The 15,914-nt window shown below is 66.1% G+C and carries 15 protein-coding genes; 13 read left to right on the forward strand and 2 right to left on the reverse strand.

The annotated features are described in order from the left end of the window. Positions 1-10: 10 nt before the first annotated feature. The 12 genes from nuoN to DU475_RS07870 all read left to right on the forward strand — a co-directional run bounded on the left by nuoN (position 11) and on the right by DU475_RS07870 (position 11,991). Entirely contained in the window at positions 11-1,450 is a 1,440-nt protein-coding gene (gene nuoN, locus DU475_RS07815) for an NADH-quinone oxidoreductase subunit NuoN (RefSeq protein WP_142882810.1), read from the forward strand. Continuing rightward, positions 1,451-2,257 carry a biotin--[acetyl-CoA-carboxylase] ligase gene (locus tag DU475_RS07820; RefSeq protein WP_013502280.1) on the forward strand — a complete coding sequence of 269 codons (807 nt, stop codon included), beginning with the start codon at positions 1,451-1,453 and terminating at the stop codon, positions 2,255-2,257. It begins immediately after the preceding gene. Further along, a complete protein-coding gene (locus DU475_RS07825) occupies positions 2,257-3,927 on the forward strand; it encodes a ribonuclease J (RefSeq protein WP_013502281.1) in 1,671 nt (556 codons plus the stop codon). The genes DU475_RS07820 and DU475_RS07825 overlap by 1 nt, the downstream gene beginning before the upstream one ends. A 40-nt stretch (positions 3,928-3,967) precedes the next feature. Beyond that, positions 3,968-4,372 (forward strand): methylmalonyl-CoA epimerase, encoded by a 405-nt coding sequence (gene mce / locus DU475_RS07830; protein WP_011158483.1) that lies wholly within the window; start codon positions 3,968-3,970, stop codon positions 4,370-4,372. Positions 4,373-4,375: 3 nt separating this feature from the next. After that, positions 4,376-4,657, forward strand: coding sequence for a DUF1467 family protein (locus tag DU475_RS07835; RefSeq protein ID WP_013502282.1), 282 nt, complete (start codon positions 4,376-4,378; stop codon positions 4,655-4,657). A gap of 648 nt (positions 4,658-5,305) precedes the next feature. Then, positions 5,306-5,650 carry a hypothetical protein gene (locus DU475_RS07840; RefSeq protein WP_349644169.1) on the forward strand — a complete coding sequence of 115 codons (345 nt, stop codon included), beginning with the start codon at positions 5,306-5,308 and terminating at the stop codon, positions 5,648-5,650. Between the two features lie 118 nt (positions 5,651-5,768). After that, positions 5,769-6,308: a copper chaperone PCu(A)C gene (locus DU475_RS07845; protein ID WP_164631612.1), complete on the forward strand. Its 540-nt coding sequence runs from the start codon at positions 5,769-5,771 to the stop codon at positions 6,306-6,308. Beyond that, positions 6,308-6,835 (forward strand): YcnI family protein, encoded by a 528-nt coding sequence (locus DU475_RS07850; protein WP_164631613.1) that lies wholly within the window; start codon positions 6,308-6,310, stop codon positions 6,833-6,835. Before DU475_RS07845 ends, DU475_RS07850 begins: the two co-directional genes overlap by 1 nt. Then, positions 6,832-8,430: a copper resistance CopC/CopD family protein gene (locus DU475_RS07855; protein WP_164631614.1), complete on the forward strand. Its 1,599-nt coding sequence runs from the start codon at positions 6,832-6,834 to the stop codon at positions 8,428-8,430. Before DU475_RS07850 ends, DU475_RS07855 begins: the two co-directional genes overlap by 4 nt. A 175-nt stretch (positions 8,431-8,605) precedes the next feature. Further along, a complete protein-coding gene (gene proS, locus DU475_RS07860) occupies positions 8,606-9,925 on the forward strand; it encodes a proline--tRNA ligase (RefSeq protein ID WP_164631615.1) in 1,320 nt (439 codons plus the stop codon). 76 nt (positions 9,926-10,001) lie between these two features. Continuing rightward, positions 10,002-11,282: a lipoprotein-releasing ABC transporter permease subunit gene (locus tag DU475_RS07865; protein WP_041807280.1), complete on the forward strand. Its 1,281-nt coding sequence runs from the start codon at positions 10,002-10,004 to the stop codon at positions 11,280-11,282. A gap of 10 nt (positions 11,283-11,292) precedes the next feature. Further along, positions 11,293-11,991: an ABC transporter ATP-binding protein gene (locus DU475_RS07870; protein WP_013502289.1), complete on the forward strand. Its 699-nt coding sequence runs from the start codon at positions 11,293-11,295 to the stop codon at positions 11,989-11,991. A gap of 178 nt (positions 11,992-12,169) precedes the next feature. Here DU475_RS07870 and DU475_RS07875 read toward each other — a convergent pair whose 3' ends face one another. Together DU475_RS07875 and DU475_RS07880 are read right to left on the reverse strand one after the other, a co-directional pair. Beyond that, positions 12,170-12,424, reverse strand: coding sequence for a DUF3551 domain-containing protein (locus tag DU475_RS07875; RefSeq protein ID WP_041807282.1), 255 nt, complete (start codon positions 12,422-12,424; stop codon positions 12,170-12,172). A gap of 112 nt (positions 12,425-12,536) precedes the next feature. Beyond that, positions 12,537-12,782: a DUF3551 domain-containing protein gene (locus tag DU475_RS07880; RefSeq protein ID WP_047309583.1), complete on the reverse strand. Its 246-nt coding sequence runs from the start codon at positions 12,780-12,782 to the stop codon at positions 12,537-12,539. Positions 12,783-13,277: 495 nt separating this feature from the next. Between DU475_RS07880 and dnaE the strand changes: the two genes are divergently transcribed. Continuing rightward, a partial coding sequence (gene dnaE / locus DU475_RS07885; protein ID WP_164631616.1) for a DNA polymerase III subunit alpha occupies positions 13,278-15,914 on the forward strand: 2,637 nt, incomplete at its 3' end.

Genomic DNA, 15,914 nt, shown 5'->3' on the forward strand with positions numbered 1-15,914 from the left:
ACCGATCCCGATGAACTTTGAAACAGCCGGTTACCCGCTGCTGCCGATCCTGCCGGAACTCGTGCTGGTCGTAGGGGCGATGCTGCTCCTGATGCTCGGTGCGTTCCGCGGGCCGAAGTCCACCGGCACCATCACGGTGCTGGCGATTCTGCTGCTGCTCGCCACCGGCGCGCTGGAGCTGTTCGCGCTGCCGCCCGGCAGGCTGGTCACCTTCGGCGGCAGCTTCATCGTCGACGACTTCGCTCGCTTCCTCAAAGTGCTGGCGCTGATCGGTTCGGCGGTGACGCTGATCCTGTCGCTCGAAGTCCTGACCGACCCGTCGCGGCGGATGTTCGAATACGCCATCCTGGTGCTGCTGTCGTCGGCCGGCATGCTGCTGCTGATCTCGGCCGGCGACCTGATCATGCTGTATCTCGGCCTCGAGCTGATGAGTCTCGCGCTCTACGTCGTGGCAGCCAGCAACCGGAAGGACGCCAAGTCGAACGAAGCCGGCATGAAGTATTTCGTGCTCGGCGCGCTGTCGTCCGGCATGCTGCTGTACGGTGCTTCGCTGATCTACGGTTTCACCGGCACGGTCGAGTTCGCCGGCATCGCCGCGGCGGCCAAGGACGGCAACATCGGTCTGGTGTTCGGCCTCGTTTTCCTGCTCGCCGGCCTGTGCTTCAAGGTGTCGGCGGTGCCGTTCCACATGTGGACGCCGGACGTCTATGAAGGCGCGCCCACTCCGGTCACCGCATTCTTCGCCTCGGCGCCGAAGGTGGCGGGTTTGGCGATCTTCACCCGCGTCACGTTGACCGCGTTCCCCGGCATCGTGCCGCAGTGGCAGCAGATCGTGATCTTCGTGGCGATCGCCTCGATGGCGCTCGGCTCCTTCGCCGCGATCGGGCAGAAGAACATCAAGCGCCTGATGGCCTATTCGGCGATCGGCCATATCGGCTTCGCGCTGGTCGGCCTGTCGGCAGGCACCGTCGAAGGCGCGCAGGGCGTGATCGTTTACATCTCGATCTATGTCGCGATGACGCTCGGCGCCTTCGCGGTGATCCTGGCGATGCGTCGCAACGGCATGCACGTCGAGACTATCGCCGATTTTGCCGGCCTGTCGCGCACCAATCCGCCGCTGGCGTTCTTCTTTGCGATGCTGCTGTTCTCGCTCGCCGGCATTCCGCCGCTGGCCGGCTTCTTCGCCAAGTTCTACGTGTTCATGGCGGCGATCAAGGCCGGTCTGTTCGTGCTGGCGGTGATCGGCGTGGTCTGCAGCGTGGTGGGCGCCTACTATTATCTGGCGATCATCAAGACGATGTATTTCGACGAGCCTGCGCCCGGCATCGATCCGGTTCGGCCGGAGCTGCGCAGCGTGCTGATGGTCGCAGGCCTGTTCAACATGCTGTTCTTCATTTATCCGGCGCCGCTTGTGAACGCGGCGACGGCAGCCGCCAAGTCGCTGTTCTGAATGACGGCGATGCAGCTTGGATCCAAGGCGACGGCGGCGGGCTATCGGCTCGCCGCTTTCGATTCAGTAGGCTCGACCAACGCCGAAGCGCTGGCCCGGGCGCGGGCCGGGGAGGCGGGACCCGCCTGGTTCGTCACCACCGAGCAGACCGCCGGGCGTGGTCGCCGCCAGCGCGCCTGGGTGGCGCCGCGCGGTAATCTCGCCAGCAGCGTCCTCGAAGTGATGCGGGTGCCGCCCGGCACGGCCGCGACGCTCGGTTTCGCCGCGGGTCTCGCGCTCGAAGCTGCGCTGCAACAGGTCAGTCTCGAAGCCCGGGCACGATCGGGGACGGATTTCGGTTTCCGGCTGAAATGGCCGAACGACGTGCTGGCTTCGGGAAAGAAGCTCGCCGGCATCCTGCTCGAGGCCGAAAACGTCGGTGACCGGCTCGCCGTGGTGGTCGGGATCGGCACCAACGTCGTCGCGGCGCCGACCGATACGCCGTATCCGGCGGTATCTTTGCACGATCTCGGCATTGCGGTCAGCGCCGAGGATCTGTTCGCTGCATTGTCCGACGCATGGACCGAGCTGCGCGGCATCTGGGACGGTGGCCGCGGCTTTGCCGAGATTCGCCGGCGCTGGCTCGAGCGTGCCGCCGGCCTAGGCGAGCCGGTGTCGATCACGTCGGGCGACAGTGTCCTCGAAGGCGTGTTCGACAGCATCGACGACACCGGCTGTCTGATCGTGCGCACCACCGACGGAAGAAGGGTGCCGGTTTCGGCCGGCGACGTGTATTTCAGAAGCGTCGCATCGAAGGGAGCGGCGTGATGGCGCGTCCGGACGAGTTTACATTTGCACCGCTCGGCGGCGTCGGCGAGATCGGCATGAACCTGTCGATCTACGGCCTCGGCAATCGCCATCAGCGGAGCTGGCTGGCGGTCGATCTCGGCGTGTCGTTCGGCGACGAGGAGCATCTGCCCGGCATCGACCTGATCATGCCGGACATCCGTTTTCTCGAGAAAGAGAAGAAGAACCTGGTCGGGCTGGTGCTGACCCATGCCCACGAGGATCATTTCGGTGCGATCATCGATCTGTGGCCGAAGCTCGGCTGCCCGATCTACGCAACTAAATTCAGCGCCTCGCTGTTCGCCGCCAAGCTGGCGGCCGAACGCACCACGCTGAAGATCCCGATCACCGAGGTGCCGTCGGGCGGCACCATCGACCTCGGTCCGTTCAGCGTCGAATTCATCCCGGTGGCGCATTCGATCCCAGAAAGCCATGCGCTCGCGATCCGCACCTCGGTCGGCACCGTGCTGCACACCGGCGACTGGAAGATCGATCCGACACCCGTGGTCGGCGCGCCGACCGATGAAGCGCGGCTGCGTCAGCTCGGTGACGAAGGCGTGCTGGCGCTGATCGGCGACTCCACCAACGCGGTGCGCGACGGCCGCTCACCGTCGGAGACCGAGGTCGCCGCGTCGCTCGCCGGCCTGATCAAGTCCGCCAAGGGCCGCGTCGCGGTCACGACCTTCGCGTCGAATGTCGGCCGCCTCCGCGCCGTCGCCGAGGCCGCGAAAGCGGCAGGCCGGGAAGTGGTACTGGTCGGCCGCGCGATGGATCGCGTCGCCCAGGTTGCGCGCGAGACTGGCCATCTCGACGGCGTGCAGAGCTTCCGCGGGCCCGAATATTACGGGCATTTTCCGCCCGACAAGGTGCTGGCGCTGTGCACCGGCAGCCAGGGTGAGCCGCGCGCCGCGCTGGCGCGGATCGCGCGGGACGATCATCCGGAGATCACGCTCAACAAAGGCGACTGCGTGATCTTTTCGTCGCGCACCATCCCGGGCAACGAGAAGGCGGTCGGCGGTATTATCAACGGGCTGGTGACGCAGGGCATCGAGGTGATCACCGATCGCGATCATCTCGTTCACGTCTCCGGCCATCCGCGCCGTGACGAGCTTCGCGAGATGATTTCCTGGGTGCGGCCGCAACTGCTGATCCCGGTGCACGGCGAGGCGTTGCATCTCAACGAGCACGCCAAGCTGGCGCGGCAGATGGGCGTGCCGAAGGTGATGATCTGCCGCAACGGCGATCTGGTGCGGCTCGGACCCGGCGATCCGGCTGTGATCGATCAGTTGCCATCGGGACGGCTTTACAAGGACGGCACCATCCTCGAGGAGGACAAGTCCCGAGCGGTGGTCGAGCGCCGCAAGATGGCGTTCGCCGGCTGCGCCTTCGTGGCACTGGCGCTGACCGAGACCGGTGAACTCGCCGACGATCCCGAAGTCGAACTGGTCGGCATCCCGGAGAACAACACCGCCGGCGAGCCGCTCGAAGACATCGTGTTCGATGCCGTGGTGGCTACAATCGAGGGCCTGCCGCGGGCCCGGCGGCGCGATCCGGACGCGGTCGCCGAGTCGGTGCGGCGCACGGTCCGCTCGATCGTTCAGATGGAATGGGGCAAGAAACCTCTGTGCACGGTGCACGTGCTCACGGTTTGAGTTAAACACCACAAGAACACGACAACGAAAGAGGGTGACGATGCTCGGGCGGCTCAACCACGTGGCGATCGCGGTGAAGGATGCGGTGCAGGCCGCCAAGGTTTACGGTGCAGGTTTCGATGCGGCGATCTCGGAAGCGGTGCCGTTGCCCGAGCACGGCGTCATCACCGTGTTCGTGACCCTGCCGAACACCAAGATCGAGTTCATCCAGCCGCTCGGCGAAGCCTCGCCGATCGCCAAGTTTCTTGAGCGCAACGCCGACGGCGGCATTCACCACGTCTGCTACGAAGTGCCGGACATCATCGAAGCGCGCGACCGCCTGACCAAGGAAGGTGCCCGCGTGCTCGGCGACGGCAATCCGAAGATCGGCGCCCACGGCAAGCCGGTGCTGTTCTTCCATCCGAAGGATTTCTCCGGCGCGCTGGTCGAAATCGAACAAGCCTGAGCGATGGTCTCCACCGTCGCCGGCCTGCTCGCGATCTACTTCGTGCTGTGGTGGATCGTGTTGTTCGTGACGCTGCCGTTCGGTGTGCGCAATCACGCCGAGAGCGGAGGCGAGGGCGCACCGCCCGGCACCGACCCCGGTGCGCCGGTGGCGACGCTGCTGGCGCGCAAGGCGCTGTGGACCACATTGATCTCGGCGGTGATCTTCTCCGTCGCGCTGTATGCCTATCGTTCCGGCTGGCTCGGTATCGATCGTCTCGCCAAGCTGATGAATCTGCCTCTGTAGCGGAAGCGCGCCGACTCGGCGGCGCCGGCGCGCCCTGCTGCGCTGATCGCATGGGTCGAGCGCAGCGAATCCACGGGCGCACGCACGATTCGTGGCGACAGGTTTCGCATACGCTCAACCCGTCCTGCGAGTCAGGCACGGGCAGCGAGTCAATCTGCCAAATGTCGTTGGGTTGGGGATTCGCTGGTGAGCCACGTCGGCTGCTTGGCGATCCGTCGAATGAAAAATAGTGCCGAAATGATGCCGAAAAAGAAAAAGCAGGGCACGGTGCCCTGCTGAAAAACTTGTCGACCCTATGATTTTCCCGAGTGCTTGTTGATGTTGTTGGCCGGGCGACGTCCATTGTTGAACGTCAGGGTTCCTCCCGAGACTTGGACCACTCAGACTTTCGCCGCGAGGCTGAGCCTGTGCCGATATTGGTAGCCTATTCGAACAGCCTTGTCATCATTCACGGCAACGAATGTTCAAATTTAAGGCAAGGCGTGAAATGAACGAAAACCTGTCACGTGCATTCGCTTGGCAGTTTCGTTTGGCGCGCTTGACTTGTCGTGCGATGGTAGGGGGCTCCAGCGGACGAAACGGACCTGCATGATAATTCATCGCCCCCACGCGCGGACGGCACAACGGCGAGCCTTCGGGCCGGCGCTTGTGGTCGCTGTGGTGGTGTTGGTGCAGTTGCTGGCGCCGATCGGGGCGGTACGGTTCATCGCGGCCGCGATTGCCGACCCTGTGACGGTCGCGCCGCTGTGCGCGGCGATGGTGGACCGGTCGCCGGACTCGACCCCCGCTACTGATGAGGCCGGCTGCTGCGTGATCTGCTCGATCGCCTTGAGCGGTGCGTCGGTGCCGGCGCTGCCGCCGCAGCACCACGTCCTGACCCGGTTTGCCCAGACTGTTGTCTGGCATCCCGGCGATCCGGCGATGCGGTACGCCCCGGGCGTCGCTCACGCTCAGGCCCGCGGGCCGCCCGCCGCGCTCCCGGCCTCTGCCTGACCGCGGCCTCCGCCGCTCTCCGAATACCAATCGCAGACCATCGCCGGACGGCGGGCTCGCATCGCGAGGCCCGCGCCGTCCGGAATCCTCCATTCCTCAACCGACAGAGAGAACCATCATGAACTTCTTCATCCGCAGCGTCGCCTCCGTCGCAATCGCCACCGTGCTGTCCACCGCCGCGGTGCAGGCCGCCGAGGTCAAGGCCGGCGATTTGGTGATCAGCAAGTCGTGGAGCCGCGCCACGCCGGGGGGTGCCAAGGTCGCCGGCGGCTTCCTGACCATCGAGAACAAGGGCAGCAGCGCCGACCGTCTGGTGGCCGGCAGTGCCGACATCGCCGGCAAGGTCGAGATCCACGAAATGTCGATGGACAACGGCGTGATGAAGATGCGGCCGCTCGACAACGGGCTGGCGATCGAGCCCGGCAAGACCGTGACGCTGATGCCGGGCAGCTACCACATCATGCTGATGGACCTGAAAGGGCCGCTGAAGCAGGGCGACAAGGTGCCGGTGACGCTGGAGTTCGAAAAGGCCGGCAAGGTGCAGCTCACGCTCGACGTTGAGGGCGTCGGCGCCAAGGCGCCGGGCGATGCCGGCGGCAGCATGATGAAGATGGACCATGGCACGATGGATCACAGCGGCCACGGGATGAAGAAGTGATGCGATCCCGATCCGTATCGGCAGCGGCGGCCCTCGTGGCCGCCGCGTTCGGCGCCACACCGGCGCTGGCCCACGTCACGCTGCAACCGAACGAGGCCACGGCGGGCAATTACTTCCAGGCCGCATTCAGCGTGCCGCACGGCTGCGACGGCAGCGCGACGCTCGCTGTGCGGGTCAAGATTCCGGACGGCGTGCTGTCGGTGAAGCCGCAGATGAAGCCGGGCTGGTCGGTCGAGATCAAGACCCGCAAGATCGAGGGTGAACAGCCGAAGCTGCACGGCAAGACCATCACCGAGACCGTCGACGAGGTGACCTGGCGCGGCGGGCCGCTCCCGGACAATCTCTACGACACTTTCGGTCTGGTGATGAAACTGCCCGATGCCGCCCGCAAGACGCTGTACTTCCCGGTGGTGCAGGAATGCGACAAGGGCGTGTCGCGCTGGATCGAGATCCCGGCCGCGGGGCAGAAGTCCGACGCGCTGCACGAGCCGGCCCCGGTGCTGCGGTTGAAGCCGAAAGCGCCGTGACCGCGGCTCGCCGACACACGCTCAGCCGCGGGCGCTGGCTGGCCTGGATCACGGCGATCGCCGTGATGCTGTGGCCGGCGCTCGCGGCCGCGCATGCGAGCCTCGTCGCCAGCGATCCTGCCGCCGAGGCGGTGCTGGCGACGCCGCCGACCGTGTTCACGTTGACCTTCAACGAACCGGTCACCGCGCTGCGGCTGCAACTGATCGACGCCCGCGGCCGCAGCCAGCCGATCACCGCGATCGATCAGGACGGCGCGACGCTGCGGTTCGCGCCGCCTGAGGCACTGGGCGAGGGCGCGCATGTGCTGAGCTGGCGGGTGTCGTCCGCCGACGGCCATCCGATCGGCGGAGCGCTGACGTTCTGGATCGGGACGCCCGGCCAGAGGCTGCCGGCGATCGAGGTGCCGGACGATCCGATGCGTCGGACCGCGATCTGGCTGACTAGGATTGCGTTCGAGCTGACGCTGCTGATGGCGGTCGGCGGCGCGGCATTTCTCGGCTGGATCGCCGCAACCCCGTCGCGCGGTGCACGGGCCGGCTGCGCCGCCGTCGCGCTGCTTGGTCTCGCTGCGCTCACTCTCTCGGTTGGCCTGCAAGGGCTGGACGTGCTCGACCTGCCGCTTTCCCGGATCGGCGAGGCTGCGGTATGGCGGGCCGGCGGGTCCGGCTCGTTCGGCGACGCCGCGGCGCTGTCCGGCATCGCATTGATGGTGGCGCTGCTGTCGCTGCGCTGGCGCGGCTGGAACGCGCGGCTGTTGTCGCTCGGTGCGGTGGTGAGCCTGGGCACGGCGTTCGCCGTCAGCGGCCACGCCGCCACGGCCGAACCGCGCGCGCTCGCCTCCGCCGCGGTGTGGGTGCATGGCGTCAGCCTCGCGCTGTGGATCGGCGCGCTGCTGCCGCTCGCGATCGCGATCGGCAAGCGCGACACGGCGCCGGCGACGCTGCGGCGGTTCTCGCGCGCGATTCCGCTGGCGATCGTGGCGCTGCTGGTCAGCGGCGTGGCGCTGGCGGCGATCGAACTCGGCCGGTTCGATGCGCTGTGGCAGAGCGGCTATGGGCGCGTGCTGATCGCCAAGCTGGTGCTGGTCCTGGTGCTGCTCGCGCTGGCGCTGTGGAACCGGGGCCGGCTGACGCCGCGTCTGCTGGCGGGCGAAGTGGCCGCGGTGCGGACGATGCGGGCCAGCATTTTCGCCGAGCTGATGCTGGTGGTCGCGATTCTCGGTGTTGTCGGGCTGTGGCGGTTCACGCCGCCGCCGCGCAGCGTCGCTGCAGTGGCCGCCGACGTCGTGCACCTCCATGGCGAGCGGGCGATGGCCACGGTCACGCTGACGTCGGCGCGGGCCGGCCCGGTCGAGATCGAGGTGCTGCTGCAGACCGCCGACGAGGCGCCGCTCGCCGCGCAGGCGCTATCGGTGACACTCGCCAATCCGGACGCTGGGATCGAGCCTCTCGGCGCTGCGGCACAGCGGGCGGCGAACGGATCGTGGCGGGCGCGGCTGACGGCGCCGGTGCCGGGAAAGTGGACGCTGACGCTCGGCGTGCTGATCTCGGATTTCGAGAAGGTGAACCTCGAAGGCCCGATCGTGATTCGATAGTCGGGTGCCGGGGGCGGGCCCGCCGTGCTAGGCCATCGTGGTCGCGCGCTGCGCGGAAACGACGCCAATCCGGCTCGATTTGCCGAGTTGCGCGGCTGCCGCCCTTGTGTTTTGGCGCCCGATCCGGTTTCACTGGCGGAAATTCAACTTCCACCCGATTCTCCGAGCAAATCCCATGCGTTTGTCGCGATTCTTCCTGCCGATCCTGAAGGAAAACCCGAAGGAGGCCGAGATCGTCTCGCACCGGCTGATGTTGCGGGCCGGCATGCTGCGGCAGGAGGCCGCCGGCATCTATGCCTGGTTGCCGCTCGGCCATCGGGTGCTGAAGAAGATCGAGCAGATCGTGCGCGAGGAGCAGAACCGCGCCGGCGCGATCGAGCTGCTGATGCCGACGCTGCAGCTCGCCGACCTGTGGCGCGAAAGCGGCCGCTACGATGCCTACGGGCCGGAGATGCTGCGGATCGCCGATCGCCACAAGCGGGAATTGCTGTATGGCCCGACCAACGAGGAGATGATCACCGAGATCTTCCGGGCCTACATCAAGTCCTACAAGAGCCTGCCGCTGAATCTCTATCATATTCAATGGAAATTCCGCGACGAGCAGCGTCCGCGTTTCGGCGTGATGCGCGGCCGCGAATTCCTGATGAAGGACGCGTACTCGTTCGACGTCGACGAAGCCGGCGCGCGCAAGTCCTACAACAAGATGTTCGTCGCTTACCTGCGCACCTTCGCGCGGATGGGCCTGAAGGCGATCCCGATGCGCGCCGAGACCGGCCCGATCGGCGGTGATCTCAGCCACGAATTCATCGTGCTGGCCGAGACCGGCGAGTCCGGCGTCTACATCGACCGCGACGTGCTGAACCTGCCGGTGCCGGACGAGAACGTCGACTACGACGGCGACCTGAGCCCGATCATCAAGCAGTGGACCTCGGTCTATGCGGCGACCGAGGACGTTCACGAGGCGGCGCGCTATGAGAGCGAGGTGCCCGAGGCCAACCGGCTCAACACCCGCGGCATCGAGGTCGGCCAGATCTTCTACTTCGGCACCAAATATTCCGATTCGATGAAGGCCAATGTCGCCGGCCCCGACGGCACCGATGCGCCGATCCACGGCGGCTCCTACGGCGTCGGCGTGTCGCGGCTGGTCGGTGCGATCATCGAGGCCTGCCACGACGACAACGGCATCATCTGGCCGGAGGCGGTGGCGCCGTTCCGGGTAACGATCCTCAATCTGAAGCAGGGCGACGCCGCGACCGACGCGGCCTGCGACCAGCTCTATCGCGAGCTTTCCGCCAAGGGCGTCGAGGTGCTCTACGACGACACCGACCAGCGCGCGGGCGCGAAGTTTGCGACCGCGGACCTGATCGGCATTCCGTGGCAGGTGCATGTCGGTCCGCGCGGTCTTGCCGAAGGCAAGGTCGAACTGAAGCGCCGCAGCGACGGGTCGCGCGAGAACCTCGCGCTCGCCGATCTGGTCGCACGTCTGACGCAATAGGCACTTATCCACCGCGGGCCTGAGCGGCGAGGGCGGCGTCGGCCAGATAAAGCCCGAATCGTGTGAAATTCGGACTATGGATCACGCCATGAACGAGCCAGTTCGAACCCCTCCTTTCGCGCCATTCGAATGGCTGCTCTCCGGGCGCTATCTGCGGGCGCGTCGGCGTGAGGGGTTCATCTCGGTGATCGCCGGCTTCTCGTTCCTCGGCATCATGCTCGGGGTGGCGACGCTGATCATCGTGATGGCTGTGATGAACGGTTTCCGCAAGGAACTGCTCGACAAGATTCTCGGCCTCAACGGCCATCTGCTGGTGCAGCCGCTGGAAAGTCCGCTGACCGACTGGAAGGACGTCGCCGACCGGCTCAGCGGCCTTCAGGGCATCAAGCTCGCCGCTCCGGTGGTCGACGGCCAGGCGCTGGCGTCGTCGCCGTTCAACGCATCGGGCGTGTTCGTGCGCGGCATTCGTGCCGAAGATCTGAACCGTCTGTCGTCGATCGCCAATCACCTCAAGCAAGGCACGCTCGACGGCTTCGACGAAGGCCAGGGCGTCGCGATCGGCCGCAGGCTCGCCGATCAGCTCTCGCTGCACGCCGGCGACAGCGTCACGCTGGTGGCGCCGCGCGGCGCGGTGACGCCGATGGGCACCACGCCGCGGATCAAGCCGTACAAGGTCGCGGCGGTGTTCGAGATCGGCATGTCGGAATACGATTCGACCTTCGTGTTCATGCCGCTGAAGGAAGCACAGGCGTATTTCAACCGCGCCAACGACGTCACCGCGATCGAGGTCTACACCGACAATCCCGACCGGATCGACGTCTACCGCAAGGCGGTGACCGAGGCGGCGGGGCGGCCGGTGTTCCTGGTCGACTGGCGGCAGCGCAACTCGACGTTCTTCAACGCGCTACAGGTCGAGCGCAATGTCATGTTCCTGATCCTGACGCTGATCGTGCTGGTGGCGGCACTGAACATCGTCTCCGGTCTGATCATGCTGGTGAAAGACAAGGGGGCGGACATCGCCATCCTGCGCACCATGGGCGCGAGCCAGGGCTCGATCATGCGGGTGTTCCTGATCACCGGGGCGGCGATCGGTGTGGTCGGCACCCTGACCGGGTTCTTCGTCGGCCTTCTGGTGTGCATGAACATCGAAACGATCCGGCAGTTCCTGTCCTGGGTCACCAACACCGAGCTGTTCTCGCCGGAGCTGTATTTCCTGTCGAAGCTGCCGGCCGAGGTCGACTTTGCCGAGACTAGCGCGGTGGTGATCATGGCGCTGACGCTGTCGTTCCTCGCCACGCTGTACCCGTCGTGGCGCGCCGCGCGCCTCGATCCGGTCGACGCGCTGCGCTACGAGTAAGGCGAATAGGATGGAGCAGGGCGCCGAAGACATCCCCGTCGTGTATCTGCACGACATTAAGCGGCACTATTCGCAAGGCGAGGCGACGCTGACGATCCTCGATGGCGCCAAGCTGGCGCTGTGGGCGGGGCAGTCGGTGGCGCTGGTGGCGCCATCGGGTTCGGGCAAGTCGACGCTGCTGCACATCGCCGGGCTGCTCGAGCATCCCGACGACGGCGAGGTCTATGTCGGCGGTGCGGCGACCTCGGCGCTGACCGACGCCGAGCGCACCCAGATCCGCCGCACCGATATCGGCTTCGTCTACCAGTCGCACCGGCTGCTGCCGGAATTCACCGCGCTGGAAAACGTGATGCTGCCGCAGATGATCCGCGGCCTGAAGCGTAAAGAGACGATCAGCCGCTCCAAGGAGATCCTGGCCTATCTCGGGCTCGGCGACCGCGTCACCCATCGGCCGTCGGAATTGTCCGGCGGCGAGCAGCAGCGCGTTGCCATCGCCCGCGCGGTGGCCAACGCGCCGCGGGTGCTGTTCGCCGACGAGCCGACCGGCAATCTCGATCCGCACACCGCAGATCACGTGTTCAACGCGCTGATGCAGCTCGTCAAGGCGACCCGGGTGGCGATGCTGATCGCCACCCACAATATGGAACTGGCCGGCCGGATGGACCGCCGGGTGTCGCTGCAGGACGGCGTAGTGGTCGAACTGGAATAGAGGGGCTCGGCTTTCGCCGGTCATTGGCACGTCATTCCGGGGCGCGAACGAAGTTCGCGAACCCGGAATCCCGCGGTGCAGGGTGCAGCGCATCAACGCAGAACATCTCGGGATTCCGGGTTCGCGCTTGCGCGCGCCCCGGAATGACGGAGTAGCAGAAGCGCCTCCGCGCTCGTCCTCAGTGCTGGCGGCGATGCTTGCGCTTCTTCTTGGTCGGTTGCTGTTGCGGCGCGGTGTACCACGGATTGGTCATGCAGTCGGCATGGCGACCCGAGGCCGACATCCGGCACTGTGCCATGGTGTCGTAGCTGCACTCGTCGTACCAGTCGTGATAGCTCTGATACACCCGCAGGCAGACCGGATAGTCCCGCGCCTCGGCGGTGGTGGTGAGGCCGAGGCCGGCGAGCATCGCGATCAGGAACAGCTTGCGCATCGTCGTGGGTATCCTTGCTGAGCGGCCGAGCGCCTCAGCGGCGACTCAAGGCCTACGTACCAGTATTGCAGAAATTTATGACGTCCGAGGGGCCAGGCGCACATGCGCCGGCTCAATGCCGCTTGGCACGGCTGGCCCGCAGCGCCGCCGGCGGCTGATACCACGGATTGACCACGCATTGTCCGGCGATGCCCGAGGCCGACGGCCGGCACTGCTCGATCGAAACGTAGCGGCACTCGTCGTAGCGCACCGGGCCGTACACCCGCAGGCAGACCGGATAGTTGTCGTAGGGCGCCTGCGCCGCGGCCGCCGCGGGCAGCATCAGCCCTGCCAGCAGTCCCATCGCTGCAATCCGCATCGTCGTCTCCGCTGCTATGGCGCGTTCGCTGTTGCGAAGCGAGACGCGTCGTCGTCGATCCGTGCGCCAATCCCGAATGACCGTCAATCCGTGTTGCGCCGGTGAACTTCGGGGATAGTAACGTCTCGTTAACGGTCAGGGTTGCTGCGCAGCGCGCTTGCTTGACTCTAGAACGAAATGAGAACAATGTTCTGGTTATGTTCACAAGGTCAGGGAGGCGGACGATGTTGAAGATCTTCATCCAGGAAGCTGCGGCGCTGACGTCGATTGCGCTCTTCGTCGGCATGGTGGCGGTGTGGGCTCAGGTTCTGGCACAGGCCTGAATCCGGACTGCGTTGCGACCGCTTCGGCATAGCGGGGATAAGCAGGCCGCGAATGCTTGCGGTGAAGGGTAAGGGAGCCCACGATTGGGCTTCCGAGTCGGGGGCCGTGAGGCTCCGGTTCCGCGATCCACCCGTTCAACCCGCACGTTTTATCCGAAGAGCCGCCGCGCCGATGAGCAACGCCGGATTCGTCCATCTGCACGTCCATTCGGCCTATTCGCTTCTGAAAGGCTCGATGAAGATCGCCAAGCTCGCGGAGCTGGCGAAAGCCGACCGCCAGCCGGCGCTGGCGCTCACCGACACCGACAACATGTTCGGCGGCCTGGAATTCTCCGACAAGCTGTCGGGCTCCGGGATCCAGCCGATCGTCGGGCTCGAACTCGGAATTGATTTCGGCGACCAGGATCCGAACTCCCGCCACGGCGCACTCGCGACGCCGGCGCGGATCGTGCTCTTGGCGGCGCGCGAGCAGGGTTATCGCAGCCTGATGCGGCTGAATTCGCGTGCGTTCCTCGAAACGCCGGTCAACCAGGTTCCCCATATCAAGCTCGACTGGCTCGACGACGAGACTGATGGTGTGATCGCGCTGACCGGCGGGCCGGACGGTCCGATCTCGCTGGCGATGCTGACCGACCCGGCGCTCGCCGCGCAGCGCTGCGAGCGGCTGCAGCAGGCGTTCGGCGACCGCCTCTATGTCGAGCTGCAGCGCCACGGCACCGAGGCCGAGCGCCGCGCCGAGGGCGGGTTGATCGATCTCGCCTACGACAAGGGCCTGCCGCTGGTCGCGACCAACGAGCCGCATTTCGCCAGCACCGAGGACTACGAAGCGCACGACGCATTGCTGTGCATCGCATCCGGCAAGCTGATCGCCGAGACCGATCGTGTCCAGTTCACGCCCGATCACCGCTTCAAGACCCGCGCCGAGATGGCGGTGCTGTTCGCCGACCTGCCCGAGGCGCTGGCCTCGACGGTGGAGATCGCGCAGCGCTGTGCCTATCGGCCGCTGACGCGCAAGCCGATCCTGCCGCTGTTCACGGTCGGCGCCGGCGTCAGCGACGCGGTGGAAGCCGCCGCCGCCGAAGCCGCCGAGCTGCGCCGCCAGGCCGAGCAGGGCCTCGCCAAACGGCTCAGCGTTCACGGCCTGTCGCCGGGCACGACCGAGGAGGACTACAACAAGCGGCTCGCTTTCGAGCTCGACGTCATCACCCGCATGAAATACGCCGGCTACTTCCTGATCGTGTCGGACTTCATCAAATGGGCCAAGGCGCACGGCATTCCGGTCGGTCCGGGCCGTGGTTCGGGCGCCGGCTCGCTGGTGGCGTATTCGCTGACCATCACCGATCTCGATCCGATCCGTTTCGGCCTGCTGTTCGAGCGCTTTCTCAATCCCGAACGTGTGTCGATGCCGGACTTCGACATCGACTTCTGTCAGGACCGCCGCGGCGAAGTGATCGAATACGTGCAGCAGCGCTACGGCCGCGATCAGGTGGCGCAGATCATCACTTTCGGTACGCTGCAGGCGCGCGGCGTGCTGCGCGACGTCGGCCGCGTGCTGCAGATGCCGTACGGTCAGGTCGACAAGCTGACCAAGCTGGTGCCGCAGAATCCCGCCGCGCCGATCACCCTGAAGCAGGCGATCGAAGGCGAGCCGAAATTGCAGGCGGCGCGCGACGAAGACCCGATCGTGGCGCGTGCGTTCGACATCGCCCAGAAGCTCGAAGGCCTGACCCGTCACGCCTCGACCCACGCCGCCGGCATCGTGATCGGCGATCGCCCGCTGTCGGATCTCGTGCCGCTGTATCGCGATCCGAAATCCGACATGCCGGTGACCCAGTTCAACATGAAATGGGTCGAGCCGGCGGGCCTCGTCAAATTCGACTTCCTCGGCCTGAAGACGCTGACGACGCTCGACGTCGCGGTGAAGCTCCTGAAGCAGCGCGACATCCATGTCGATCTGCACACGCTGCCGATCGACGATGCGCCGAGCTACCAGATGCTGGCTCGCGGCGACGTGGTCGGCGTGTTCCAGGTTGAAAGCGCCGGCATGCGGCGGGCGCTGATCGACATGCGTCCCGACCGGTTCGAGGACATCATCGCGCTGGTGGCGCTGTATCGTCCGGGCCCGATGGCCAACATCCCGACCTATTGCGCCCGCAAGCACGGCGACGAGGAGCCCGAGTATCTGCATCCGATGCTGGAGCCGATTCTGAAGGAGACGTTCGGCGTCATCATCTACCAGGAACAGGTGATGCAGATCGCGCAGGTGATGGCCGGCTACTCGCTCGGCGACGCCGACCTGCTGCGCCGCGCGATGGGCAAGAAGATCCGCGCCGAGATGGACAAGCAGCGCGCGATCTTCGTCGAGGGTGCGGTCAAGAACGGCGTCGCCAAGGACGCCGCCGACACCATCTTCGACCTGCTCGCCAAATTCGCCGACTACGGCTTCAACAAGAGCCACGCGGCCGCCTATGCGCTGGTGTCGTACCACACCGCCTACATGAAGGCGCACTATCCGGTGGAATTCCTCGCCGCGTCGATGACGCTGGAAATCCACAACACCGACAAGCTCAGCGAATTCCGCGCCGAGGCGCAGCGGCTCGGCATCAAGGTCGAGGCGCCGTCGGTCAACCGCTCCGGCGCCACTTTCGAGGTCGGTCCCAACACGATCTACTACGCGCTCGGCGGCCTGAAGGGCGTCGGCCTGCAGGCGGTGCAACAGATCGTCGAGGCGCGCGGCGACAAGCCGTTCGCCTCGCTCGCCGACCTTGCCGCGCGCGTCAATCCGCGCCCCATCAACCGGCGCGTCGTC

It is taken from the genome of Rhodopseudomonas sp. WA056 (assembly GCF_010906995.1).
GTDB lineage: Bacteria > Pseudomonadota > Alphaproteobacteria > Rhizobiales > Xanthobacteraceae > Rhodopseudomonas > Rhodopseudomonas palustris_G.